The 23,835-nt window shown below is 58.4% G+C and carries 22 protein-coding genes; 14 read left to right on the top strand and 8 right to left on the bottom strand.

Translation table 11 applies throughout. The features are described from left to right. The first annotated feature begins 3 nt into the window (after positions 1-3). The 4 genes from rsxG (at position 4) to dtpA (ending at position 4,088) form a co-directional block, all read left to right on the top strand. Positions 4-633, top strand: coding sequence for an electron transport complex subunit RsxG (rsxG, locus tag ACJ8PN_RS07070; protein WP_351107793.1), 630 nt, complete (start codon positions 4-6; stop codon positions 631-633). Next, positions 630-1,328, top strand: a complete 699-nt coding sequence (locus ACJ8PN_RS07065) for an electron transport complex subunit E (RefSeq protein ID WP_004938409.1) — start codon at positions 630-632, stop codon at positions 1,326-1,328. The genes rsxG and ACJ8PN_RS07065 overlap by 4 nt, the downstream gene beginning before the upstream one ends. Next, positions 1,328-1,969: an endonuclease III gene (nth, locus tag ACJ8PN_RS07060; protein ID WP_411261313.1), complete on the top strand. Its 642-nt coding sequence runs from the start codon at positions 1,328-1,330 to the stop codon at positions 1,967-1,969. The genes ACJ8PN_RS07065 and nth overlap by 1 nt, the downstream gene beginning before the upstream one ends. A gap of 604 nt (positions 1,970-2,573) precedes the next feature. Further along, positions 2,574-4,088 (top strand): dipeptide/tripeptide permease DtpA, encoded by a 1,515-nt coding sequence (gene dtpA / locus ACJ8PN_RS07055; RefSeq protein ID WP_016927896.1) that lies wholly within the window; start codon positions 2,574-2,576, stop codon positions 4,086-4,088. A gap of 75 nt (positions 4,089-4,163) precedes the next feature. Here the strand turns inward: dtpA and ACJ8PN_RS07050 are convergent, their stop codons facing one another. Together ACJ8PN_RS07050 and ACJ8PN_RS07045 are read right to left on the bottom strand one after the other, a co-directional pair. After that, a complete protein-coding gene (locus tag ACJ8PN_RS07050; RefSeq protein ID WP_442534743.1) occupies positions 4,164-6,257 on the bottom strand; it encodes a prolyl oligopeptidase family serine peptidase in 2,094 nt (697 codons plus the stop codon). Between the two features lie 194 nt (positions 6,258-6,451). Next, entirely contained in the window at positions 6,452-7,015 is a 564-nt protein-coding gene (locus ACJ8PN_RS07045) for a helix-turn-helix domain-containing protein (RefSeq protein WP_015377747.1), read from the bottom strand. Positions 7,016-7,130: 115 nt separating this feature from the next. On the opposite strand from ACJ8PN_RS07045, the gene ACJ8PN_RS07040 reads away from it, so the two are divergent. Both ACJ8PN_RS07040 and ACJ8PN_RS07035 read left to right on the top strand, forming a co-directional pair. After that, a complete protein-coding gene (locus ACJ8PN_RS07040) occupies positions 7,131-8,318 on the top strand; it encodes a benzoate/H(+) symporter BenE family transporter (RefSeq protein WP_437188962.1) in 1,188 nt (395 codons plus the stop codon). Between the two features lie 100 nt (positions 8,319-8,418). After that, entirely contained in the window at positions 8,419-8,922 is a 504-nt protein-coding gene (locus ACJ8PN_RS07035; RefSeq protein ID WP_004938395.1) for a cupin domain-containing protein, read from the top strand. Here ACJ8PN_RS07035 and ACJ8PN_RS07030 read toward each other — a convergent pair. Continuing rightward, the gene (locus ACJ8PN_RS07030; RefSeq protein WP_411261391.1) at positions 8,887-9,732 is read right to left on the bottom strand and encodes an aminoglycoside phosphotransferase family protein; all 846 of its coding nucleotides are present in this window, start codon (positions 9,730-9,732) and stop codon (positions 8,887-8,889) included. The genes ACJ8PN_RS07035 and ACJ8PN_RS07030 overlap by 36 nt on opposite strands. A 191-nt stretch (positions 9,733-9,923) precedes the next feature. Between ACJ8PN_RS07030 and ACJ8PN_RS07025 the strand changes: the two genes are divergently transcribed. Then, positions 9,924-10,304 (top strand): RidA family protein, encoded by a 381-nt coding sequence (locus tag ACJ8PN_RS07025; protein ID WP_028128181.1) that lies wholly within the window; start codon positions 9,924-9,926, stop codon positions 10,302-10,304. Between the two features lie 7 nt (positions 10,305-10,311). Here ACJ8PN_RS07025 and ACJ8PN_RS07020 read toward each other — a convergent pair whose 3' ends face one another. Beyond that, positions 10,312-10,692 (bottom strand): nuclear transport factor 2 family protein, encoded by a 381-nt coding sequence (locus ACJ8PN_RS07020; RefSeq protein ID WP_171453924.1) that lies wholly within the window; start codon positions 10,690-10,692, stop codon positions 10,312-10,314. 276 nt (positions 10,693-10,968) lie between these two features. Between ACJ8PN_RS07020 and ACJ8PN_RS07015 the strand changes: the two genes are divergently transcribed. Further along, a complete protein-coding gene (locus tag ACJ8PN_RS07015) occupies positions 10,969-11,238 on the top strand; it encodes a hypothetical protein (RefSeq protein ID WP_004938382.1) in 270 nt (89 codons plus the stop codon). Here the strand turns inward: ACJ8PN_RS07015 and ACJ8PN_RS07010 are convergent. Further along, positions 11,235-11,627 (bottom strand): nuclear transport factor 2 family protein, encoded by a 393-nt coding sequence (locus ACJ8PN_RS07010; RefSeq protein ID WP_004938379.1) that lies wholly within the window; start codon positions 11,625-11,627, stop codon positions 11,235-11,237. The genes ACJ8PN_RS07015 and ACJ8PN_RS07010 overlap by 4 nt on opposite strands. A 201-nt stretch (positions 11,628-11,828) precedes the next feature. Here ACJ8PN_RS07010 and ACJ8PN_RS07005 point away from each other — a divergent pair, with 201 nt between their 5' ends. The 4 genes from ACJ8PN_RS07005 (at position 11,829) to gstA (ending at position 14,820) form a co-directional block, all read left to right on the top strand. After that, the gene (locus ACJ8PN_RS07005) at positions 11,829-12,524 is read left to right on the top strand and encodes an HD domain-containing protein (protein WP_197752659.1); all 696 of its coding nucleotides are present in this window, start codon (positions 11,829-11,831) and stop codon (positions 12,522-12,524) included. Between the two features lie 94 nt (positions 12,525-12,618). Then, a complete protein-coding gene (locus ACJ8PN_RS07000) occupies positions 12,619-12,882 on the top strand; it encodes a DUF3811 domain-containing protein (protein ID WP_019455965.1) in 264 nt (87 codons plus the stop codon). 355 nt (positions 12,883-13,237) lie between these two features. Further along, the gene (gene dapA / locus ACJ8PN_RS06995) at positions 13,238-14,122 is read left to right on the top strand and encodes a 4-hydroxy-tetrahydrodipicolinate synthase (protein WP_004938372.1); all 885 of its coding nucleotides are present in this window, start codon (positions 13,238-13,240) and stop codon (positions 14,120-14,122) included. A 92-nt stretch (positions 14,123-14,214) separates the two neighbouring features. Then, on the top strand, positions 14,215-14,820 hold the full coding sequence (gstA, locus tag ACJ8PN_RS06990) for a glutathione transferase GstA (protein WP_171453922.1): 606 nt from the start codon (positions 14,215-14,217) through the stop codon (positions 14,818-14,820). Positions 14,821-14,859: 39 nt separating this feature from the next. Here the strand turns inward: gstA and pdxY are convergent, their stop codons facing one another. Then, positions 14,860-15,720, bottom strand: a complete 861-nt coding sequence (gene pdxY / locus ACJ8PN_RS06985; RefSeq protein ID WP_171453921.1) for a pyridoxal kinase PdxY — start codon at positions 15,718-15,720, stop codon at positions 14,860-14,862. 305 nt (positions 15,721-16,025) lie between these two features. On the opposite strand from pdxY, the gene ACJ8PN_RS06980 reads away from it, so the two are divergent. Together ACJ8PN_RS06980 and ACJ8PN_RS06975 are read left to right on the top strand one after the other, a co-directional pair. Further along, on the top strand, positions 16,026-18,380 hold the full coding sequence (locus tag ACJ8PN_RS06980) for a hypothetical protein (RefSeq protein ID WP_442534742.1): 2,355 nt from the start codon (positions 16,026-16,028) through the stop codon (positions 18,378-18,380). A 139-nt stretch (positions 18,381-18,519) separates the two neighbouring features. After that, positions 18,520-21,624, top strand: coding sequence for a DUF4214 domain-containing protein (locus ACJ8PN_RS06975; protein ID WP_437188964.1), 3,105 nt, complete (start codon positions 18,520-18,522; stop codon positions 21,622-21,624). 77 nt (positions 21,625-21,701) lie between these two features. On the opposite strand, the gene tyrS is transcribed toward ACJ8PN_RS06975, so the two are convergent. Both tyrS and pdxH read right to left on the bottom strand, forming a co-directional pair. Beyond that, positions 21,702-22,976: a tyrosine--tRNA ligase gene (gene tyrS, locus ACJ8PN_RS06970; RefSeq protein WP_048323245.1), complete on the bottom strand. Its 1,275-nt coding sequence runs from the start codon at positions 22,974-22,976 to the stop codon at positions 21,702-21,704. A 138-nt stretch (positions 22,977-23,114) separates the two neighbouring features. After that, positions 23,115-23,768: a pyridoxamine 5'-phosphate oxidase gene (gene pdxH / locus ACJ8PN_RS06965; RefSeq protein WP_171453918.1), complete on the bottom strand. Its 654-nt coding sequence runs from the start codon at positions 23,766-23,768 to the stop codon at positions 23,115-23,117. Between the last annotated feature and the right edge of the window lie 67 nt (positions 23,769-23,835).

Raw genomic sequence — 23,835 nt, 5'->3', positions numbered from 1 at the left:
GCCATGCTGAATTCCATGAGAAAGCACGGTACCACGCTGGCGGTGTTTGCGGCGGTCACCACCGGCCTGACCGCCGTGGTTTACGCCCTGACGAAAACCACCATCGCCCATCAGGCGGCGCTGCAGCAAAAAGCGCTGCTCGATCAGGTGGTGCCGCCGGAAAACTACGACAACATCATGCAGAACGAATGCTTCCTGGTCAGCGATCCGGCGCTGGGCGACGGCGCGCCGCATCGCTTGTACCTGGCGCGCAAAAACGGGCAGCCTACGGCTGCCGCGCTGGAAACCACCGCGCCGGACGGCTACTCCGGCGCCATCAAGCTGCTGGTCGGCGCCGATTTCGACGGCACGGTGCTCGGCACCCGGGTGATTGAACACCACGAAACGCCTGGGCTGGGTGACAAAATTGAACTGCGCATTTCCGACTGGATTTCCTTCTTCAGCGGCAAGAAAATCGAAGGCCCGGACGATAAGCGCTGGGCGGTGAAGAAAGACGGCGGCATGTTCGACCAGTTCACCGGCGCCACCATCACCCCGCGGGCGGTGGTCAATGCGGTGCGCCGCACGGCGTTGTATATGGAAACGCTGCCGCCTAAACTTGAAAGCTTACCTGCGTGTGGAGCCGCCGAATGAGTGAAGCCAAAGAATTGATCGTTCAGGGGTTGTGGAAAAACAACTCCGCCCTGGTGCAGTTGCTGGGCATGTGTCCGTTGCTGGCGGTGACCTCCACCGTCACCAACGCGCTGGGCTTGGGGCTGGCCACCACGCTGGTGCTGACGCTGACCAACGCCTCCATCTCCGCGGTGCGCCGCTGGGTGCCGAGCGAAGTGCGTATTCCGATCTACGTGATGATCATCGCCGCGGTGGTGAGCATCGTGCAGATGCTGATCAACGCCTATGCCTTCGGCCTGTATCAGTCGCTCGGCATCTTTATTCCATTGATCGTGACCAACTGCATCGTGGTCGGCCGCGCCGAAGCGGTGGCCGCCAAGAAGCCGGTCGGCCTCTCGGCGCTGGACGGCATGGCCATCGGCCTTGGCGCCACCGGCGTGATGGTGACGCTGGGCTCGATGCGCGAACTGTTGGGTAACGGTACGCTGTTCGACGGCGCCGACCAACTGCTGGGCGGCTGGGCCAAGTCGCTGCGCATCGAAGTGGTGCATTTCGACAGCCCATTCCTGCTGGCGATGCTGCCGCCGGGCGCCTTTATCGGCCTGGGGCTGCTGCTGGCGGTCAAATATCTGATCGACGAAAAAATGAAGGCGCGCAAAGCCCGCGCCGTGGCGGCGGAACCGCTGCTGGAACAAGGACGTGCTGAGAAGGCCTGATGAACAAGCAGAAGCGACTGGAAATTCTGACCCGGCTGCGCGACAACAATCCGCACCCGACCACCGAGCTGGTGTACTCCACCCCGTTTGAACTGCTGATTGCCGTGCTGCTGTCTGCGCAGGCCACCGACGTGAGCGTCAACAAGGCGACCGCCAGGCTTTACCCGGTCGCCAACACCCCCGCCGCCATGCTGGCGCTGGGGGTTGATGGCGTCAAGGAGTACATCAAGACCATCGGCCTGTTCAACAGCAAGGCCGAAAACGTGATCAAAACCTGCCGTATGCTGCTGGAGCTGCACGGCGGCGAAGTGCCGGAAGATCGCGCCGCGCTGGAAGCGCTGCCGGGCGTCGGCCGCAAGACCGCCAACGTGGTGCTCAATACCGCCTTCGGCTGGGCGACCATCGCCGTGGACACCCACATCTTCCGGGTGTGCAACCGCACCCACTTCGCGCCGGGCAAGAACGTCGATCAGGTGGAAGAGAAGCTGTTGAAGGTGGTGCCCGCCGAATTCAAGGTCGATTGCCACCACTGGCTGATCCTGCACGGGCGCTACACCTGCATCGCGCGCAAACCACGCTGCGGCTCCTGCATCATCGAAGATCTGTGCGAGTATAAAGAGAAGGTTTATCCAGAATCCTGAGTCTGACGGGTGCGGCAAACCGCACCCGTCGCCGCCACTCTCCCCGCCAGCGCCTCTTTTTTATCGGAAATGTGATATCGCGCAGCAGTAACCCCGGCGTTATCGCGGTTTTCAGTGAAAAACTCAGTGCCGCGTTATTTTCAAGCGAAAAATTAGTCAAAAATTGCGGTGAACGTCACGCTTTCAGGTTCACAAGGTGTTCACAAATGCCAGCCCCGTTTTCCTAAATTTCTATAATTTTACAAAACGCTGCATATGCACAACATTCCAATGGATTAACAACCACGCATACACTGATGCGCTAATAAATAGCAATTCAGCAGAATATATCCCTGTTTAAAATACGTATAGCTTTTAATCAAAACAAAAAATCGGCAAACCATTAAAACCCGAAAGTTAATACTGCATAACATTTGCAACATCGCAGCATAATCCTGCGAGCGTTAAATGTAACCGAGTATGACAAACTGCTTGCCACGTTGACAAAGATAGTGAACATTAACCGCCGTCCCCATCCTATAACAACGCAAAAGGATGCCGTTCCGCATCAACTTTTGTACTTTCCCGTCCTCCAAAGACGGGCTGCGAAAAAACAGAGGTACCAGTGTCAACAGCAAACAACCAACACCCGGAGAGCGTTAGCCTTAACGCGTTCAAACAACCGAAAGCGTTCTACCTGATCTTCTCGATCGAACTGTGGGAGCGTTTCGGCTATTACGGCCTGCAGGGCATCATGGCGGTTTATCTGGTCAAGATGCTCGGCATGAGCGAAGCCGATTCCATCACCCTGTTCTCTTCTTTCAGCGCCCTGGTATACGGCTTCGTTGCCATCGGCGGCTGGCTGGGCGACAAGGTGCTGGGCGCCAAACGCGTGATCGTGCTCGGCGCACTGGTGCTGGCCGCCGGTTACGCCATGGTGGCCTACTCCGGCCACGACATCTTCTGGGTTTACATGGGCATGGCGACCATCGCCGTGGGCAGCGGCCTGTTCAAGGCTAACCCGTCCTCCCTGCTGTCCACCTGCTATGAGAAAGATGACCCGCGCATCGACGGCGCTTTCACCATGTACTACATGTCGGTGAACATCGGTTCCTTCTTCTCCATGCTGGCCACCCCGTGGCTGGCGGCGAAATACGGCTGGAGCGTGGCGTTCTCCCTGAGCGTGGTCGGCATGCTGATCACCCTGGTCAACTTTATGATGTGCCACAAGTGGGTGAAGGAAAACGGCTCCAGACCTGACTTCAAGCCGCTGCATCTGCCGAAGCTGCTGATGGTGCTGGTCGGCATCGTGGCGTTGATCGCCGTGTCCAGCTGGCTGCTGCACAACCAAGTGATCGCGCGCTGGGCGTTGGCCCTCGTTTCCGCCGGTATCGTTCTGGTGTTCGCCAAGGAAACCTTCGCCCTGCACGGCGCCGCACGCCGCAAGATGATCGTCGCCTTCCTGCTGATGCTGGAAGCGGTGGTGTTCTTCGTGCTGTACAGCCAGATGCCAACCTCGCTGAACTTCTTCGCCATCCATAACGTGGAACACAGCATCTTCGGCGTCGCCTTCGAGCCGGAGCAGTATCAGGCACTGAACCCGTTCTGGATCATGCTCGCCAGCCCGATTCTGGCCGCGCTGTATAACAAAATGGGCGATCGCCTGCCGATGCCGCACAAATTCGCTTTCGGCATGATCCTCTGCTCCTGCGCCTTCCTGGTGCTGCCATGGGGCGCCAGCTTCGCCAACGAACAGGGCATCGTGTCGGTCAACTGGCTGATCCTGAGCTACGCGCTGCAGAGTATCGGCGAGCTGATGATTTCCGGCCTGGGTCTGGCGATGGTGGCACAGCTGGTGCCACAGCGTCTGATGGGCTTCATCATGGGCTCCTGGTTCCTGACTACCGCCGCCGCCGCGCTGATCGCCGGTAAGGTTGCCGGTCTGACCGCCGTGCCAAGCGACATCAACGACGCGCACGCTTCGCTGGCCATCTACAGCCATGTGTTTATGCAGATCGGCATCGTCACCGCCGTCATCGCTATCCTGATGATGCTGACCGCGCCGAAGCTGTACCGCATGACGCTGGACACCACCGAAGACGCCAATCAGCAAGCGCAGGAAGCCACTGCGGCTCGCTGACCGCCGCCGGATTGAGCGTAAATAAAAACACCGGGGTTAACGCCCCGGTGTTTTTTTATGCCGCAAGAAAAAGGCTTACGCTGACTTGGGTTTGCCGCTCAGGTTGGCCCACATGAATTCGCTTACCAGTGCGCTGTGGAACGCCGCCTGCTGCTTGTCGGCGGCGGCGCTGTGCCCGCCTTCGGTATTTTCATAGAAATAGGCCTGCTGATACCCCATCGCCTGCATGCGCGCCGCCATTTTGCGGGCGTGGGCCGGATTGACCCGATCGTCGCTGGTCGCGGTATAGAACAGCACCGGCGGGTAGGCCGTCTGCGCCTGAATGTTGTGGTATGGCGAGAAGGTCTTGATGTAGGCCCACTCCTCCTGCTTGCTCGGATCGCCGTATTCGGCGATCCACGACGCGCCGGCGGAAAGCTGGGTATAGCGCTGCATGTCCAGCAGCGGCACTTCGCAGACGATGCAGCCGAACAGCTGCGGATACAGCGTCAGCATATTGCCTACCAGCAGACCGCCGTTGCTGCCGCCGCGTGCGCCGAGATGCGGCGCCGAGGTCACCTTGCGGGCGATGAGATCTTCGGCCACGGCGGCGAAATCCTCATAGGCGCGATGGCGGTTCTGCTTGAGCGCCGCCTGATGCCAGGCCGGGCCGTATTCGCCGCCGCCGCGGATGTTGGCCACCACGTACACCCCGCCGCGCTCCAGCCAGGCCGGCGCCTTGCCGCCGAGATAGCCCGGCAACAGCGGCACTTCAAACCCGCCGTAGCCATACAGCAGCGTCGGCGTGCTGCCGTCCGGCTTGAGATCTTTGGCGGCGATCTGGAAATACGGCACGCGGGTGCCGTCCTTGGAGCGCGCGAAATGCTGGCTGACCTGATAGCCGGCGGCGTCAAAGTCCTGCGGCGCCTGTTTCAACAACGTCGCCTCACCGCCGTCGAGATTGCCCATATACAGCGAGGTCGGCTGCAGGAACCCGCTGACGGTCAGGAAATAGGCGTTGCTCTCTTCGTCGATGCCGCCGGCGGAAAGGGTGCTGATGCCGCCGGGGTTGCCCAGCGGACGACGCTGCCAGCTGCCGCCCTGCGGCGTCAGCACCTCCAGCCGGTTGACCACGTTATCCATGATGCTGAGGATCAGGTGATCGCGGGTGCCGCTGTAGCCGCTCAGCGCCTGCTCCGCCGTCGGGGTAAACAGCAGCTGCAGCTCGCGCTTGCCCGCCAGATAGTCATCGAAGTTGGCCGCCAGCAGCGCGCCGGACGGATAACGCTTGCCGCCCACTTCCCAGTCGCTGCTCGGTTTGATCAGCAGCCATTCCCGATGCGTGTCCAGCTCGGCGTCGGCCGGGATGTCGATTTTTTTCTGCCGACCATCCTGAGCCAGCAAGAAATAGTCACGGCGATAGAAGTCCAGGCTGCGGCCGACGAAATCGCGCTCAAAGCCCGGCGTGCGATCGTGATAGGCGAAGACCGCCATGTCCTCGGGCTGCGCTTCGTACAGCGTTTCGGCGGCGCTCAGCGGCGTGCCGCGCCGCCAGCGTTTGGCGATGCGCGCGTAGCCGGACTGGGTCATCGAGCCGGGGCCGAAATCGGTGGCGATGAACAGCGTGTCCCGATCGACCCAGGAAACCCGGCTTTTCGCCACCGGCACGTTGAAACCGTCTTTGACGAAACGTTTGGCAACCAGATCGAATTCGCGGATTTCGGTGGCGTCACCGCCGTCCGGCGACAGCTGCATCAGGCAATAACGGTATTCCGGCGCCAGCGGCTGCGAACCCTGATAAACCCAATCCTTGCCCTCCGCTTTGCCCAACGCATCGATATCCAGCACCGTCTCCCAGGCCGGTTTGGCCTTGCGGTACTCGTCCAGCGTGGTGCGCCGCAGCAGGCCACGCGGGTTGGCCTGATCCTGCCAGAAGTTGTAATAGTACTCGCCGCGTTTGCTCACCCACGGGATCTGGGTGTCTTTATTGAGGATATCCAGGACTTCGCGCTCAATGCGCTGAAAGTCTTCGCCCTGACCGAAACGTGCCACGGTGCGCTGATTTTCCTGCTGCACCCATTGCAGCGCTTTTTTACCCTGCAGCTCTTCCAGCCACAGGAATTCATCGCCGGCGGCCGCGCCGCCCTCCGCCGCCATCGCCAGGCGGATACTGTTGGGTAATGAAGTCATCGCGAATACGGCTCCTGCGGTTTGCGCACTGAGTTTAATGAACTGACGTCGATTGGTGACCGGCAAAATCAAGCTCCTTTTGAGTCGGCTGCAACGCCGCCCCGTCATGGGCGACAGCCTGTGAAATAAGAGTCATTTTCAACAAGGTAGGCGTTTGGCGGCGCGGAGTCAAAGCCCACGGCCGCCGCGTTGAGTCAGGATTGAGGATAGTGGATCAGATCGTGGATACGCACCGTTTGTGAACCGGCGTTGCGGTAGGCATGCGGCCGATCGGCCTGAAAGCGCATCGCCTCGCCGGCCGCCAGGCTGTGCCACGCACCGTCTATCGCCAATTCCAACCGGCCGCTGATCACGATCACATGCTCGATCACGCCCGGCTCATGCGGCGACGATTCGCTGAGCGCACCCGGCGCGAGATCGATGACGAACATATCGAAACCCAGCTGGCGATCATAGGGAAACAGCGGCACCACGCGCATGTCGGCGTTGTCCTGATCGTATACCGGCAGATCGCCATAGCGGTGCAACGTCGCCTGCTGCTGCGCGGGTGAGGCTTCAAGAAAGGCGGAAAACGCCACGTTGAAACCGGTGGCGATCTTCCACAGCGTCGCCACCGTCGGGCTGGACTCACCGCGTTCAATCTGCCCGAGCATCGCCTTGCTGACGCCGGTGTATTCCGCCGCCTGCGTCAGGCTCCAGCCGCGCTGTGCGCGCAGCGTGCGAAGGGTGTGCGCCAAATGGCCGGCAAGTTCCTGCATCCAGTTCTCCTCTGCGTGTCGAGCCTGATTATACCCGCTTGTGCGCTATAGCGCACGATGCTATGCTGATTTCTTGCCGTGCGTTATAACGCACAACCACCGATTGGAGCTGCTCATGCGCCCTGCCGTCACCCTGCGTCATCTGACCCTGCCCGCCGTCATGGCCGGCTTTGTCGCCGTTCTGGTCGGTTACACCAGCTCTGCCGCCATCATTTTCCAGGCCGCCGCCGCCGCAGGCGCTACGCCGGCGCAGATCGGCGGCTGGCTGAGCACACTTGGGATCGCAATGGGCGTCACTTCCCTCGGGCTGTCGCTTTACTATCGCACCCCGATCCTCACCGCCTGGTCGACACCCGGCGCGGCGCTGCTGGTCACCAGCCTGCCCGGCACGCCGATCAACGAGGCGATCGGGGTGTTTATCTTCGCTTCCGGTCTGATCCTGCTGTGCGGCGTCACCGGGCTGTTCGCTCGCCTGATGGATTATATTCCGCAGGCGATTTCCGCCGCGATGCTGGCGGGGATCCTGCTGCGTTTCGGGCTGGACGCCTTCGCTTCGCTGCAGCTCAATTTTCCCCTCAGCGCCGGCATGGGGCTGGCCTATCTGCTCAGCCGCCGTTATCAACCGCGCTACGCCATCGTATTGACGCTGGCGATTGGGCTGGCGATCGCCGCGCTGCAGGGCGATATCCAGCTGACGCAACAGACGCCGGCGTTCGCCGTGCCGGAATTTATCGCGCCGCATTTCAGCTGGCCGACGCTGCTCGGCATCGGCGTGCCTTTCTTCGTGGTGACCATGGCTTCACAGAACGCTCCCGGGATCGCTACGCTGCAGGCGGCGGGTTACCGTGTCCCCACCTCACCGCTGATCGCCTGGACGGCGCTGACCGCGCTGCTGCTGGCGCCATTCGGCGGTTTCTCGGTGTGCATCGCCGCCATTACCGCCGCCATTTGCATGGGGCCGGACGTGCATCCCGATCCGCAGCGGCGCTATATGGGCGCGGTGGCCGCCGGCGGCTTTTACCTGCTGGCCGGGTTGTTCGGCGGCGCCATCGGCCTGCTGTTCAGCGCGTTGCCGGTCGCCTTGATCCACACCATCGCCGGGCTGGCGTTGCTCGGCACCATCGGCGGCAGCCTGCAACGCGCGCTGCATGATGAAAAACAGCGCGACGCGGCGCTGATCGCCTTCCTCATCACCGCCTCCGGCGTCACGCTGCTCGGCATCGGTTCTGCATTCTGGGGCATTGTCGGCGGCGCCATCGCTCATCTGCTGCTGTCGCTGCCGCGGCGAACCTCCGAGGCGTAACGGGCGGTCTACATTGACAAGCGACGCCGTGGCGCCTTCACTTTCTCTGTCGTCTGACTGTCAATTCACCTAATAAGTGACGCCGTCACCAAGGAAGCTTATGACTGAGAAAGCCGCGCTGTTGGCTCAGCGCCTGATACGCAATGTCGAACAGGTAGAGATGAAACATGACCGGCGGCCGCCGTTGTATGACAGCGTCGGCGCCCGTCTCGGCACCGGCACCGCCGCCGACAAGCTGGGCGCCTCTTTCGATTGTGTGGCGCCGGGCATGCGTTCCTGCCCCTACCATTTTCACTACGCTCAGGAGGAAATGTTCATCATTCTGGAAGGCAGCGGTACGCTGCGGGTGGCAGGAGAAATGCTGCCGATCGTCAGCGGGGATGTCATTTTCATTCCGCCGGGCCCGGAATACCCGCACCAGATCATCAACACTTCCGATGCGCCGCTGAAGTACCTGTCCGTCAGCACGCGCGAACAGCCGGAGCTGGTGATGTACCCGGACTCCGGCAAATACCAGGCGATGGCGCGCAGCGCAGACGGCGAGCAGGTGCGCTACCTGCAGCGCCCTTCAACCTCGCTCGATTACTGGCAGGATGAACCCTGAATCGCCGTCCGGCAACGGGATATCCAACGCGCGCGCCGCCAGTTCGGCCACGCGAAAGTCAATGTCAGCCGCCTGCCCGTCTTCCATGAACCAGGCGGCGGAGAGCCCCGACCAGGCCAGGATCCATTGCAGCAAGCGCCGGCGCTCCAACCCGGCCAACCGGCACACCTGTTCCACGCGGCGCTGGAAAATGGCCGGATCGGTGGCGATACCGTAGTTAGGATTGCAGAAGATATTGGCGTAATCGAAACCCCGTTCACCGTACAAACGCTTGGGGTCGATCGCCAGCCAGCCGCGTTCGCCGAAGTCGAGCACATTGTCATGGTGGATATCGCCGTGCAGCACGCTTTCTTCTCGCGGGCTGCTCAGCAATTCCGCCGCCGTTGTGGCGCTGAGGCGCAGCATGCCGCCGTGCGCCTGCGCCGCCGGCCACAGCGAGCTGAACCACTCCTGCAGCGGGATCAATTCGGGCAGCGGTGCCTCTCGCGGCGCATGCAAGGCGGCGATCGCCCGGCACAGGATCTGCGTGGCCTGCTCATCGTCGCCATCACGCACCAGCTGCGCCAACGAACCTTCGCCCTGCGCGCGCTCCAGCAGAATGCCGTCGTCGTGCCACGCCAGCACCAGCGCGGCGCCTTCCCCGCGCCACCAGCACATGAGCCGGCCACCGAAGCGCTCCTCCTGCTCGCGGGCGATCTTCAGCATGGCGGCCTCGCCCCGGTAACGCACCGGCATCAGCAGACTGCTGTGGGTTTCGAAGGCTTTGCCATCCTGTTCCAGTTGCCAGCGTTGCAGGTAGGGAGTAAAAATCGGGTTCATCGTCTCATGCGTCCTTGTGGCCGAGCTGCGCCGCACTGTCACATTCGGGTGAAGACGACGTATAAAATTAAAGAGGGATGATACTCTCAAATATCATCGGTGCGCGGCGCCTGGCCGCTGTTTCTTCAGTATCCTAACCAAGTTTGTCGATTTTATTAACCGGTCTTGCGCGGGGTTTGACCATGACATCATTAAAACGCACGAATTATCCGCAGTTGCCGACGCCGGGCGGCCCCTATGTGCATGCGGTGCGCCACGGCGATCGCTTATACGTTTCCGGATTGACGGCCTTCGCCACCGACGCTCAGGGGTTGAGCGCGCCGGAGCAAACGCAGGAGATCCTCGAACAGCTGGCCACCATTGCCGCCAGCGAAGGCGTCAACCTCAAGGCATTGATTAAAATCAGCGTGTTCCTGACCGACATCGCCGATCTGGCGGGCGTGCGCCCGGTGCTGTTTGACTATTTCGATGGCGCGCTGCCGGCCTGTTCACTGATGGCGGTCAGCGCGTTGTTCTCACCCGCGGTGTGTGTGGAAATAGAGGCGGTGATGGCGTTGCAGTAATGCGCGGCTAGAGCACGCCTTCGTCCGGCACGCAGGGGCCGATCTTGAACCAGGCTTTGGCGATCCGCCCCTGTTCCACTTCATAGATGGCGATGACATCCATTTTGCCGCGCCCCTGCGGGAAATTGCGCGTCACCACTTCCTGATCGACCACCATATTGCCTACCGCCATGCGTTTTATCCGTTCGCCATACAGACTCGGCTCCTGGAAACGCACCAGATGCCGTTCACGGATCGCCGCCTTGCCGCTGGCCAGCAGCGTGTCTGGATGCTCGTAATACTGGGCGTCGTCCGCCCAGCAGGCCATAAAGGCCTCGATGTCGCGGGCGTTATAGGCGTCAAGCTGTTGTTGAACCACATCCTGCGGGCGTGCCGTTTTATCGTTCATCACATCCTCCTGCCGAAGTTAACCGCCGCATGCGTCGAACCCATCACGTTAACCACCCAGTGCTGCAGCTTGATGACACGGCGAATTGTGAATAAAAACCCAAAAATAACGAATAAATAACCTATCACGCCCAATGAACAATTCAAGCGCCCGCGCATAAATTTTCTGCGCCGCGCCAGGGGCGGTGAAAACCGCATGACGCCGCGCGTTAATCTTTGCGACGGTGAGGGAAATTCTGCTAATTTAGCGTGAACAGCCTGACGATAACGAAACGCTATGCAGCAAAAACCGGTGTTGGACGAAGCCAGACAGTTAAAACGACTCAACGCCGCCACGCGGCGCCAATCCCATATGTACAAATGGATCGCGCTGATTGCGGCGCTGGATGCGCTGTTGGTGTTTTGGTATGACCGGGATATGCGCAACGTCACCTTCTCGGGAGCGGTTGCGCTGGTATGCGGCTATTTGTGGATCCGCGATCGCAACAAGGCCCGGGGTTACCGGCGCGAGTTTGACCGCAAATTCGGCAAGCGCAGCGGCGATTAAGGCTGCATCGCCTCCAGCACTTTAGCACTGTCGACGATCTGCACAAACTTCACGATTTTGCCGGCGCGTAGCGTATAAATATGCGCAAAAGAGGCGCTGAAGGATTTGCCGGTGGCCCGGTAGGTGCCGTGATAAAAACCCTGAGCGATCACGTTGTCGCCGGCGTCGTAAAAGTGATCGACGTCGGCGCGGTAACCTTGCCATTCGCTGCCCAGGCGCTGATGCACGTTCTTGATGATGTTCTCCGGGCCGATATAGGTACCGGCGTAAGGGAAACCGGCGGCTTCGGTCCACTCGGCATCGGGGGCCAGCGCCGCCAGCAGATTACGGCCGTTTTCTTCGGAGCTGCCTTCATAGGTTGCGCGCACTATTTCAAGAGGGGTTGGCATGTCTCTTCTCCCATAGCTGATGAGGATATTCCGGCCATCCCCGCGGACACAGGCTCTCACCAGGCGGAGACGGCGGAATTCGGCTATTCTAGGTTGCTTGTTTCGCTGCAGAAACCGCAGTTATGACAATAGTGGGTTGCACTTTAGTAAACAATAGCCGTTTTACTGTCATCCTCCCGGCATCCGGCACGGCTATGCTGACTGACCGATTTCCCCCAACAGGAGCTGAACGTGTCTTTACCCTCGCTGACGCAAGAGCTGTTACAACCGTTTTCCCCCTACCAGGCGCTGGCACAAACGTTGCTGCCGCTCACCCTCGAGTCGGACGACGGTTCGCATGACGTCGCGCACCTGCACCGGGTCTGGAAGAACTGCCGTCGGATCAGCAAGCTGGAAGGCGGCGACCGGCGCATTCTCTGCGCGGCGGTGCTGCTGCACGACGCCGTCGCGGTGGAAAAGAATTCGCCGCAGCGCCATCTGGCCTCGCGCATGGCGGCAGAGCAAGCCACGTTGACGCTGGCCCGGCTGGAATGGGCGCCGGCGGACATCGCGGCGGTGGCTCACGCCATTGAAGCGCACAGTTTTTCCGCCGGCATCCCGCCGCAAACGCTGGAGGCGAAGATCCTGCAGGATGCCGATCGCCTCGACGCTATCGGCCTTATCGGCGTGGCGCGCTGCTTCTATATCGGCGGCCGCATGCGCAGTGCGCTGTATGACGCCGCCGACCCGCGGGCTGAACATCGCCAATACGACGACAAACGTTTCAGCCTGGATCACTTCGAAACCAAGCTGTTCAAACTGCAAGACGGCTTCCAGACCGCCGCCGGGCGGCAGATGGCCGAACAGCGCACCGAACGCATGCGGCGCTTTGTCGACGATCTGCTGGAAGAGGTGTAATGCCGGCCTACGGGCATTTTCGTTATGCCCATAACATTTTCGGTCATATAACGCCGCTAAACTGTAAGTCAACTTCACCGAACGGGCGGCACAGATGAAAAAGTTGACGTTGAAAGAGATGACGGAAAGCGAACAGCGGGAAGTGAAAACCGAATTGGACAAGGCGCGTAAAAGCCATGGCAGGCCGCTGACCAACGCCGAACAGCACAAGGTCAAGGATGAAGCGGTGGCGCGTATCATGGCCGCCAGAGCGAAGCTCGCCAAGGCGGAGCGTGCAGAACGCAAAGCCAACCGCTACCGGCCAAGCGGCGACACTTTCAGTTGGTCTGCCACCATCGGCTCCCGCCCGCCGCGCTGAGCCAACCCCCCCGCCGCGGCGGGGATTTTTATTTATTAGCCAAACTCATCCTCACCGGCGAATCATGAATAACAATGTTATCAATCTGTTGTAAATTGACAGCCTGATGAAGAATATTCATTATCACCCCACTTCCCCTTTTCGCGAGACTGCCATGGCCTACCCACGCAACGCTGATATTCTGATGACGCCTGCGTTGCCCCTTGGCGGTTTGGCGGCGGTTACATCGAAGAAACAGACGCTCATTTGACCGGGGCGCGCTGTCCCGTCAGATGAGCTGACTGGATGGCACACAACGCCCCGCCTTCAATTTTCTCATCTGGCTTCTCTGTCGGTCACACAGAAGGAATATTTTATGGCCTCATTTTCGGGTATTTGGGTGGCGATGGTTACCCCTTTCAATCACGACGCCGTCGACCTGCCGGCGGTGCAACGCCTGGCGCGGCACCTGCTCGACGCCGGCATCGATGGTCTGGTGGTCTGCGGCTCCACCGGTGAAGCCGCCGCGCTGAGCAAAGAAGAACAGCTGGCGGTGCTCGACGCCGTATTGGAAGTGGCGCCTGCACGCCAGGTGGTGATGGGCCTTTCCGGCAATAACATGGCCGCCACGCTGCAGATGCAGCAGGCCATTCAGCTGCGCGACATCGCCGGCGTGCTGATCCCGGCGCCTTACTACATCCGCCCTTCGCAATGCGGCCTGATCGACTATTTTACCCAGTTGGCCGACGCCTCCACCGTGCCGGTGATCCTGTACAACATTCCGCAGCGCACCGGCATCGCCATGGAGCTGGCCACGCTGCGCCGGCTCGCACGCCATCCGCGCATCACCGCCATCAAGGACTGCGGCGGCAACCCTGACACCACCATGGCGCTGATCGCCGATGGTGAAATCGATGTGATGACCGGGGAAGACAATCTGATCCTCACCACGCTGTGCCTCGGCGGCACCGGCGCCATCTCCGCCGCCGCGCATGTTCACCCGGAACGTTTCGTCCAGCTGGTGCAGCAGGTCGCCGCCGGCGATCTGGCTGCGGCGCGCAGCAACTTCTACGAGCTGCTGCCGATGATCCACCAGATGTTCAGCTTCCCGAATCCGGCGCCGGTCAAGACGGTGCTGGCCCAGCAGGGGCTGATCGCCAACGAGTTGCGTTCGCCGATGCAGGTGGCGCCGCCGGCGCTGCAGCAGCAGATCGCCGCGACGCTGGCGCAGCTGCAGCCCGCCGAGGCGATCGTCGGTTAAATTTGTTAGCTAAGCCGCTGTAATTTTGGTGCTATGGGACTACGATGAGAGGTTAAGCATGCCCGTCATTCGTCATCAACAAGGAGCTTCCGATGAAACTGTTCTATAAAGCCGGCGCCTGTTCGCTGTCCCCGCATATCGTGTTGCGTGAGGCAGGGCTGGATTTTACGGCGGAGAAGGTCGATCTGGCGCAGAAGAAAACCGAGAGCGGCGCCGATTACCTCGCCATCAACCCCAAGGGACAGGTCCCGGCGCTGCTGCTTGATGACGGCAGCCTGCTGACCGAAGGCGTGGCGATCGTGCAATATCTGGCGGACCGTGTGCCGGATCGCAACCTAATCCCGGCGGCGGGCACCCTGTCGCGCTACCACGCGATCGAATGGCTGAACTACATTGCCACCGAGCTGCACAAAGGATTCAGCCCGCTGTTCAACCCGAAAACGCCCGAGGAATACAAAACCATCGCGCGCACCAAGCTGGAGCAACAGTTCAGCTATCTGGATTCGGTGCTGGCGAAGCAGCACTTCCTGTTGGGAAACCGTTTCAGCGTGGCCGACGCCTACCTGTTCACCGTGCTGCGTTGGGCGTTCGCCCTGCAGTTCGACGTGCGCAAACACGCCCATCTGGCGGCCTGGTTCGATCGCGTTGCGGCGCGCCCGGCGGTGGATGCGGCGCTGAACGCCGAAGGATTGAAGTAAACATTCGGCCCCGGTGGCTATCGCCGGGGCCTGTTGCACTTACAGTTTTACCGCTTTGAATTCGCTGCGCGGTTGTACGATCCGATCCTGTGCCGCCACTACCTGCAGTTCGTACTCGCCCATCGCCTGCGTGGTCAGCATCACCTCATACACGGCGGCGGTCACGTGCTCCAGCGCTTTATCCAGCGCCTCGCCCTTCAGCAGATCCACCAGCAGCAGACCACTGGTCAAATCGCCGACGCCGACCGGTTGACGCGCGCCGAAGTCCACCAGCGGCCGGCTGATGTGCCAGGCCTCCTCCGCCGTCACCAGCAGCATTTCAAAACAGTCGGCGTGATAGCCGGCCCGGGCCAGATGCTTGACCAGTACCAGCCGCGGCCCTTTGGCGATCAGCGCGCGGGCGGCCTGCACCGCATCGGCCACGTTGGTGACGGCCATCTGGCTCAGCATCTCCAACTCCAGCAGGTTCGGCGCCATCATGTCGCTGCACGGCAACGCCTGGCGGCAGTGAAACTCGGCCACGCCCGGCGCCACGATGCAGCCTTTTTCCGGATGTCCCATCACCGGATCGCAGAAATACCAGGCATTCGGGTTCGCCTGCTTAACCTGGCGCACGATCTCCAGAATATGGTCGCCCTGCTCCGGCGAACCGATATAGCCACTCAACACCGCATCACAGCGCTTCAGCTGATCGATATTGGCGATGCCCTGCGCGATCTCGGTCAGGTGATTGGCCGGCATGACGCAGCCGGTCCACTGGCCGTATTGCGTATGGTTGGAGAACTGTACCGTGTTCAGCGGCCAGACGTTGACGCCCATGCGGCGCATCGGAAATTCAGCCGCACTGTTGCCGGCGTGACCAAACACCACGTGCGACTGGATAGAAAGAATGTTTTTCATCGGAACAACTGACCTCGCCATGCCGTGTGCATCAGCCCGCGGCGAAATGATAATGGGTGCACAACGCGAAAACGTCATGCCGGCGCTGTTAAAAACAAGAAATGAGAGGAATTTTTATGCTTTCGACGGCGGCATATTGTAGCGAAAAGTCCGATCCAAAAAAAGCCGAGAACCGACCGACAAGGCAGTGACAGCGGGAAAAATCAGGCCATCCTCAGACTGGCCTAACATTGCATTTCGGCCCTTATGAACTGTAATTGTCTATTCATTCACTATCACTTCAGCGTATCCAGAGGATATATTTCATGAGCTTACTGAAACTTCAATGGGGAAAGAAGGCCGATGCCAATACCTTGACTTATTTAGCTAAACAGCTTGAGAAAAGCGCCGATAGCCAAAGTGAGTCAGGTGCCTTCGCCGACGCGGCCGCTCTCGATACCTTTGGCCGTTCGCTCGCCAGCGGGACACCTTCCGTCGAGCAGTTTAAGCTGCTGGCCAGCGCCCGCCACTTCCTGCGGGCTGACAACAACGAAAAAATCTACGCTTCGCTGTATCACGAAAATCTGAGCCAGGACGTCTCCCTGGCCGTGCTACAGAACGCCGGCCACGATCGATACCAAACCAGCATCGCGTCATTCTGCAAGGGGATGCTCCCACTCGACGGTGCTCGTGAGCCTCAGTCGACGGATGTCGCCGCCTATCAACTCAAGATCGCTCAACAGCTGAATTACACGCCTATCGCCGAATTGTCGCTCTCCGCCGACGGCATATTGAGCGGCTCGGTGAACACCGGCAGTCAGCATCCGTTGAGTCCTGAGGAATTGGCCGCTCTGACGCACGTCTTTCTTAATGTGAATGCCTCGGCCGCCGTTGATTTCAGCCATTCGCCCCAGTTGAAAGAGGTGACCTTGCAAGGGAGTGCGCCAACCGATACCACCGCCCTGAACTCGCTAAAAAATAAGGGATTCGCTTTGCGGCTTAATCTGGATGATAACCCTTACTTCAAAACGGTAGACAAGATTACATTTGGTACCGAACGGGATGTGGTGGTGATTTCCGATAAGTTCGATCTCGCCAATGCCAAAATGGAAATTCTTTTTGGCATCGGTGGTGCCAGTCTGTTTTGGAATGGCAATGGCGTGAATCATAGCGCCAATATTGTCAGCACGACGTTCACCGCACAGAACTATTTTGATGCGGATGGCGTTATTTCCGCCAACCTGATCTTAAAGGATATCTATCTGACCACAACGGCAAGCGGCAGTATTGAAGGAATAATCAAAACCAATGTTAACCAGTTCCAATTCTTTCCTCAGATCGATCTGGCAGGTTATCGCGGTACCGGAAACATTTATCTGGATGGCAAATTGATCGCGACAGAAGGCGCCAACGTATTCGATTATGGCGTAATCAATCAAACGGCCAGTATTTATAACGACCATTATACAGGCGTCACCCACTTACAGCAGGCGCCCCATGCTGTAAAAAGTGGTGACGGTTATTACTGGACGGGAAGTCAAGGGCTTACGCTTTCCGGTTTCGCCGATAATGTACATATCATCAATCTTCCCGTCTTCGACACGCTGCCTTTTCTCACCATCAACGGCGATGCCGGTGCGCAAAGCAAGCTTCATCTGGAATTGGCGCCGGTTACGCCTCCCTCGACGTTATTTGGCCCTTGGGGGGTAAGCATCAGAAATAGCGCCATCGAACGCCTGGACGCAGGAACGCTCAGTTTCGCCAGCCATTTCATTGGTGCACGGCCGCAAGAAGAGCTGCGGCTGTATGCCAATGGTTCGAAACTCGCCTCGGTGGCGCTGGAAGGAGCCGGCAACAATATTTCCAAGATCAACATCAGCGGCATAGGAAAGCTGGAAGTGACGGTAAAAGCTGACTTTAGCGACAGCTTGAAACATATTGTTATTGAACCCATTTTCGATCCCATGAATGAAGGGATCCCGCGCGTTGAAACCGATCTGAAGCTGGATAAGGCCGGCAGCGGCGGCGGCGAGTTTTATAAACTGCTATCCGCACTGAGCGACCCGAGAGCCTATGGCGGTATTATCGGCGCACTGGCCGGCGAACAGCTCAACATCCAGTACACCAATACTCAGACCCTGACTATCAAAGGCAATACCACGCTGAATAACCTGGCGATGGCCAATCAATACGCGCACCACAACAAAATCAACTTTGAACAAAGCACGATCGACAGCATGGTCACGATTAACACTCTCACGCCGACCGACACGCTTACCGTTGGTGTTCGGGGTCAACAGTGGCTGTTCGACAGCGAAAAATCCGGCAATATCGTGCTTTATGGCAGCCTGACGCAAATGGCCGACATCAATACCCTGTTTGATTCATTAACCGTCGCAGACGACAGCACGGCGCAAGATATATTTGCTCAGGCGCTATCAAAAATAACCCATGGCGGCAGTGAAAATAATCTGCAAAGCGTAGGCGTGTTCAAGTTGGCAACCAATGCATACATTATCATTGATAATAATCACAATAAGCAATTTGACGCTGAGGACATTGTATTCTCCTTGGGAGATAAAGATATTTATGAGATTGCAGCAAACCTTCATTATCGGGCGCCGACTATTGATCTTGCCGGCACTCCCACCCCATCCGTCACAGAGCTAAGTTTGGTCTAACCCCCTGCGGGTGCGGTCGCCTCAAACGGCGGCCGCATTCGCGCAAAATGCAGAATTTCCTTAGGCTCAACCGCATTGCAATCATGTGGATTTGGACTGTACTTGTTGATGCTTATTTTTTGTCAACACAGGGGTTAACATGAGTTTATTATCGTCACAACAGGATGTAGCCATCCTTTTTTATGCCACACTCGGTAAAAAAGCCGATAGCGCCACATTAAACTTCTTTGCCCGCCAGCTGGAATCGGGGCAGTACAGCAGAGATCAGCTGGCCGAAAAATTCATCCAGTCTCAAGATGGGCATCATCGCTATGACGGCCTGACAACGTCGCAAAAAATTCAATACATCTATAAAAATACGACAGGCGCCGAGCCAGCACCCGATTTGCTGGCCACGCTGGTTGCGCAAGCCAATGCAGGAAAAACGCTGGGGCTGATTACCAAGGATCTTATCGCCGGCGTGAAGAGCTATATGGGTGATGCTGCGGCACCGGTCGCACAGCAACAGCATTTGTTTGATATTATTGATACAACCTTACACCCCGCTTTGTCCCCCTATCCCGCGAATGCTGAAGCGGCAGCCGATATTCAAGCCCTGTTTTACATCGTAGGCAGCCTCGCGGTGGCGGAAGGCGTCAATTATTGGAGCCAGGTGCTGGCGACAGGAAAAGCTGACGCCAGCTATATCGCCGGCCGTTTCGTCGATACGCGTAGCGCGTTGACCACGTTAAGTAATGAAGACTTCGTCAAAACGGTCTATAAAAATACCTTCGGCGTTGATGCTGGCGCAAGCGAGCTCGCCAATTATGTCACCGGGTTGAATAATCACACCGAAACGCGAGGCGACGTCATCATGCGTCTGATCGCCGATATTCGCAACGACACAACACATGCCGCCGCCAAACAGGCTTTTCTTAATGCTACCCATGTCTACGCCGCGGGTGAGATGGCTGCGGCCAACTATCAGGAAAGCGTGGCGCTGCTCTTTCTGCAACTGGGGAAAAAGACCACGCTGGAATCAACCGGACTGGACAGTTACAGCAAATTCCTCGCCGCGGGGAACTCCGAGCTCGATCTGCTGACCATTCTGGCTAAATCCTCCCCCTTCAAAGATGCCGCAGACTTCGCCAGGATTTATCACGAACTGTATTACGGCCCGGCGCTGAGCGAACTGCAAAAACAGGCAATTTTGCTCAAAGCCAGCAATAATCCGCTGCAGGCGACGCTGAATATTTTGCATGCGTTCCGCAACGGGGAAGCGCCGCTGGAGGGCGGAGTCAGCCCAAGTCACGAGCAACTCGTCAATCTCGAATACAAAATTGGCAGCGAGCTGGGATACCAGATCCGCGGCAACGTCACGATGTCGAATGCCGACGGCGCCCTCAACGGCAGCCTGAATACCGGTAAGCAACACGCGTTAAGCCATGCGGAAATCAGCCAGCTGCGCGAGATCACCCTTAACGCCGAGATCGGCTCCGCGGTCGATCTCAGCTTTGCCAAATCGTTGCAAAAAGTCACGCTGCAGGGCGACTTCGCCACCAGTGAAGCAATGCTTCAATCGCTGAGAAACCTGAATGTCACCCTTTTTCTTAGCGAGGGCAACCTGCTGAACGCCCCCGAAGGGATTAATTTTTCCAACGTTAAGAACAGCACCGTCGTCGCCGACCGGCTCGAGATGACGACGGCAGCCGCGCAAATCAATCTGGCCGCCGGGAAGCATCAGCTTGTCTGGCAAGGCAATGCCACCGCCGACAGCGGCAATAGGGTCAGCAGTGATTTCAAAGCGACGGCGCTTAATAGCGATCCCGAGACATCTTACTATAGTGTCTCAGCCAATTTTTTCACCAAGGTCGTCCACCTGACGGCCAGCGCCGGCGGCGGCTATGACGCTGAAATTACAAATAACGTTAATCAGTTCCTATACTTCAACTATGTAGATTTGACCCACTATCGCGGTACCGGAGAGATTTATCTTAACGGGCAGCGGGTCGCTACCGAAGGCAACAAGGTATTTGACTTTGGGTTGTTCACGCAAGAAGCCACCGTCTCCCACCCGATTTACGGTAACATCAACTCGCTAAAACAAGGCGAAATGGCGCAACCCAATGCTTCGCAAAACGCTACGGGATCGGCTGGAGGGGTAATTACGGCCTACTCCGGAGATTTAACGCTGCTCAACGTCAGCAGCGGACAGTTTACCCTCGGCGGCGACTTGACCGCGAAAAGCCGTATCCACATCAGCGATACGGCACATAGCGACGACAGTTTTAAATTGTTCTTTACCGATACGGCTAGCCATACGGTAACCAACCTCAATATGGGTACTTTCAGCTTTACATCGAACCATAAAGAAACGCTCGAAATCCGTATGGGCAGCAATCTCGACATTGTGCAAAATCGCACGTTGACCCTGAGCGGCGGGGACAACTCGATTAGCACGTTGATGCTGAGCGGCTATATGTACACAGGCGATAAGCCGCTGGTGCTTAATCTGACCGTTGCCGCAGATTTTAGTGATAACCTGAAAACCATCATAGGCAGCGAATTTACCGATGAACGCCGTTATTACTCCGACATGAAGCTGTTCCTCGTCGCAGAAAAAGGCGGCACCGGCGGCGGCGCTTTCTACAACACGCTAAACACGCTGGCCAATAAAGATGATTTCGCCCATGTCATTGCCGAACTTGCCGGCGACCAGTTAACGGTCGACCGCACCGGATTGACCGTCTATAAAGCCGACGTTAAGGGCAACACGACGTTGGATAGCGCCGGTACGTTACATTTTACCGATAGCAAAATAGACAATATGGTCACGCTCAATACCGGCTATGCCAACAGCGTCATCTCCGTGGGAGAAACCGACAACCCATGGGTTTTCTCCAAGACAGGAGACAAGACCGCAACCTTGTACGGCAGCGCCACCACCCAAGCTGAGTTACAAAATGCGTTCAGTGGCCTGAATGCGACGGACAATCCCCAAGCGCTGTTCTCACAGGTACTGGCGAAAATAACGAACGGCGCCAGCACCAATAACCTGGCGGAAGTCGGATTGCTAAAGTTGGACAAATCGCTCTATGTCATCGTGGATAGCAATCATAATCACAGCTTTGACGCCGATGATGTGGTTTTCTCGATCGGCAATCAGGATCCCTATCTGGCTGCCGTCTCTCTGCACTACCACTCGCCCGCTGTCACCGTGAACGGTGTTGCGGCCGAAAACTCGCTGCCGGAGGCGTTTGCCTGATCGTCATCCGCGCCATGCGATAAAAAAAGCCCGGGGGAGCTCCCCGGGCTTTTCATGTCATATAGACAGACTGACGCTTACTGCCAATCCACCAGGCAGTAATGCTTTTTGCCGCGACGCAACAGCGTGTAGCGGCCGAACAGACGGTCTGAATCGCTGAAGCGGTATTCGGCATCGGACTGCTTCTCGCCGTTGATGGTTACCGCGTTGGAGCCAATCATGGTGCGCGCCTGGCCGCGTGACGGTACCAGCTCGGCATTCACCAGTGCCTGCTGCAGATCGGCGTCGCGGTCCAGTTTGATGGTCGGCATGCCGTCCTGCGCCAGCTGGGCGAAGTCCGCTTCGGTCATGTCGTGCAGCGCACCGGAGAACAGACTCTGGGTGATGCGCTTGGCGGCCGCCAGGCCTTCCGCACCGTGCACCATGCCGGTCACTTCTTCCGCCAGCACGTATTGGGCGCGCGGCGCCTTACCGCTGTTCTTGTCTTCTTCTTCCAGCGCGTTGATGTCTTCCAGGCTCATGAAGGTGAAGAACTTCAGGAAGCGGTAGACGTCGGCGTCGGCGGTGTTGATCCAGAACTGGTAGAACTTGTACGGGCTGGTTTTTTCCGGTGCCAGCCAGACCGCGCCGCCCTCGGTTTTACCGAACTTGGTGCCGTCGGCTTTGGTGATCAACGGCACGGTCAGGCCGAACACCTGCTTCTGGTGCTGACGGCGCGTCAGATCGATACCCGAGGTGATGTTGCCCCACTGATCGGAACCGCCGATCTGCAGCTCCACCTGGTGGCGGTTATACAGCTCGGAGAAATCGTAGCCCTGCAGCAGGTTATAAGAGAACTCGGTGAAGGAGATACCGGAGTCGTCGCGATTCAGACGCTGCTTGACCGCTTCCTTGTTGATCATCTGGTTAACGGAGAAGTGCTTGCCGATGTCACGCAGGAAGGTCAACACGTTCATGCCGCCGAACCAGTCGTAGTTGTTGGCCGCGATAGCGCTGTTGCTGCCGCAGTCGAAATCGAGGAACGGGGAAACCTGTTTGCGGATCTTCTCGACCCACTCGTTCACCGTATCGGTGGTGTTCAGCTTGCGCTCCGCCGCTTTGAAGCTCGGATCGCCGATGAGGCCGGTGGCGCCGCCCACCAACGCTACCGGCTTGTGGCCGGCCAGCTGGAAGCGCTTCAGGCACAACAGAGGAACCAGATGGCCCAAATGCAAGCTGTCAGCGGTCGGATCGAAACCGCAATACAGTGCAATTGGCCCTTGCGCCAGTCGCTCCGCTAACGCTTCCTCATCCGTAACCTGGGCAACGAGGCCCCGCTCTTGCAGTTGTTTAATCAAGTTGCTGCTTGCCATCAATGACTCCATGTATAAACGAATGCACCTTTGCCGGTACACGGCCTTTCGCCCAGTGGCGAAATAAAAATTCAGGGTAGCGCATAGAATAAAGCGCCGGCGGCATCAGCACCAGCGCTTAGAGAGGATTTTCCGCCTTCAGGGTGCCAGTCGGTCAATTTTCCAGTCATTCCCGTCCCGCTGATACAGGAAACGGTCATGCAGACGATGGGCGCCACCCTGCCAGAACTCGACGGAGTCGAATTTCACGCGGAATCCGCCCCAGAAACTCGGCAACGGCACCTCGCCCTGCTGGAACTTCTGCTTCAGCTCGAGGAATTTGCTTTCCAGCACGCCGCGCGCGGAAATGCGCGACGATTGCTGCGAGACCCAGGCGCCGATCTGGCTGTCCTTCGGCCGGCTGTTGAAATACTTCAGCACGTCGAGCGTCGACAGACGCTCCGCCTGGCCGAGGAAAATCACCTGGCGATCGAGCATGTGCCAGGGGAACAGCAGGCTGATATGCGGGTTGTGCGCCAGCTGTTGCGCCTTGCGGCTGCCGAGGTTGGTGTAGAACACCAGCCCCTGCTCATCGTAATGCTTCAGCAGCACGATGCGTTGATAAGGCTGGCCGTGTTCGTCGACGGTCGCGACGCACATGGCGGTGGGATCCGCCAGGCGCGCGTCGCAGGCCTGTTTCAACCAACGCTCGAACAGTTCGAGCGGGCTGGCGGTCAGATCGTTGCGGCGCAGGCCGCCCCGGGTATATTCACGGCGCAGGTCCGCAACATCAAACTCATTCTTTTCAATCATCTGGGTTATCGACCAACTGAAAAAATCCGTCGTTACATTCTGCGCCTGCGGCGTCAGGAACTCAATC

This window comes from Serratia sp. CY76391 (assembly GCF_052166695.1).
Taxonomy (GTDB): domain Bacteria; phylum Pseudomonadota; class Gammaproteobacteria; order Enterobacterales; family Enterobacteriaceae; genus Serratia; species Serratia nematodiphila.
The sequence above is the reverse complement of the archived record's forward strand: the minus strand, read 5'-3'. Positions and strand labels throughout refer to the sequence as shown.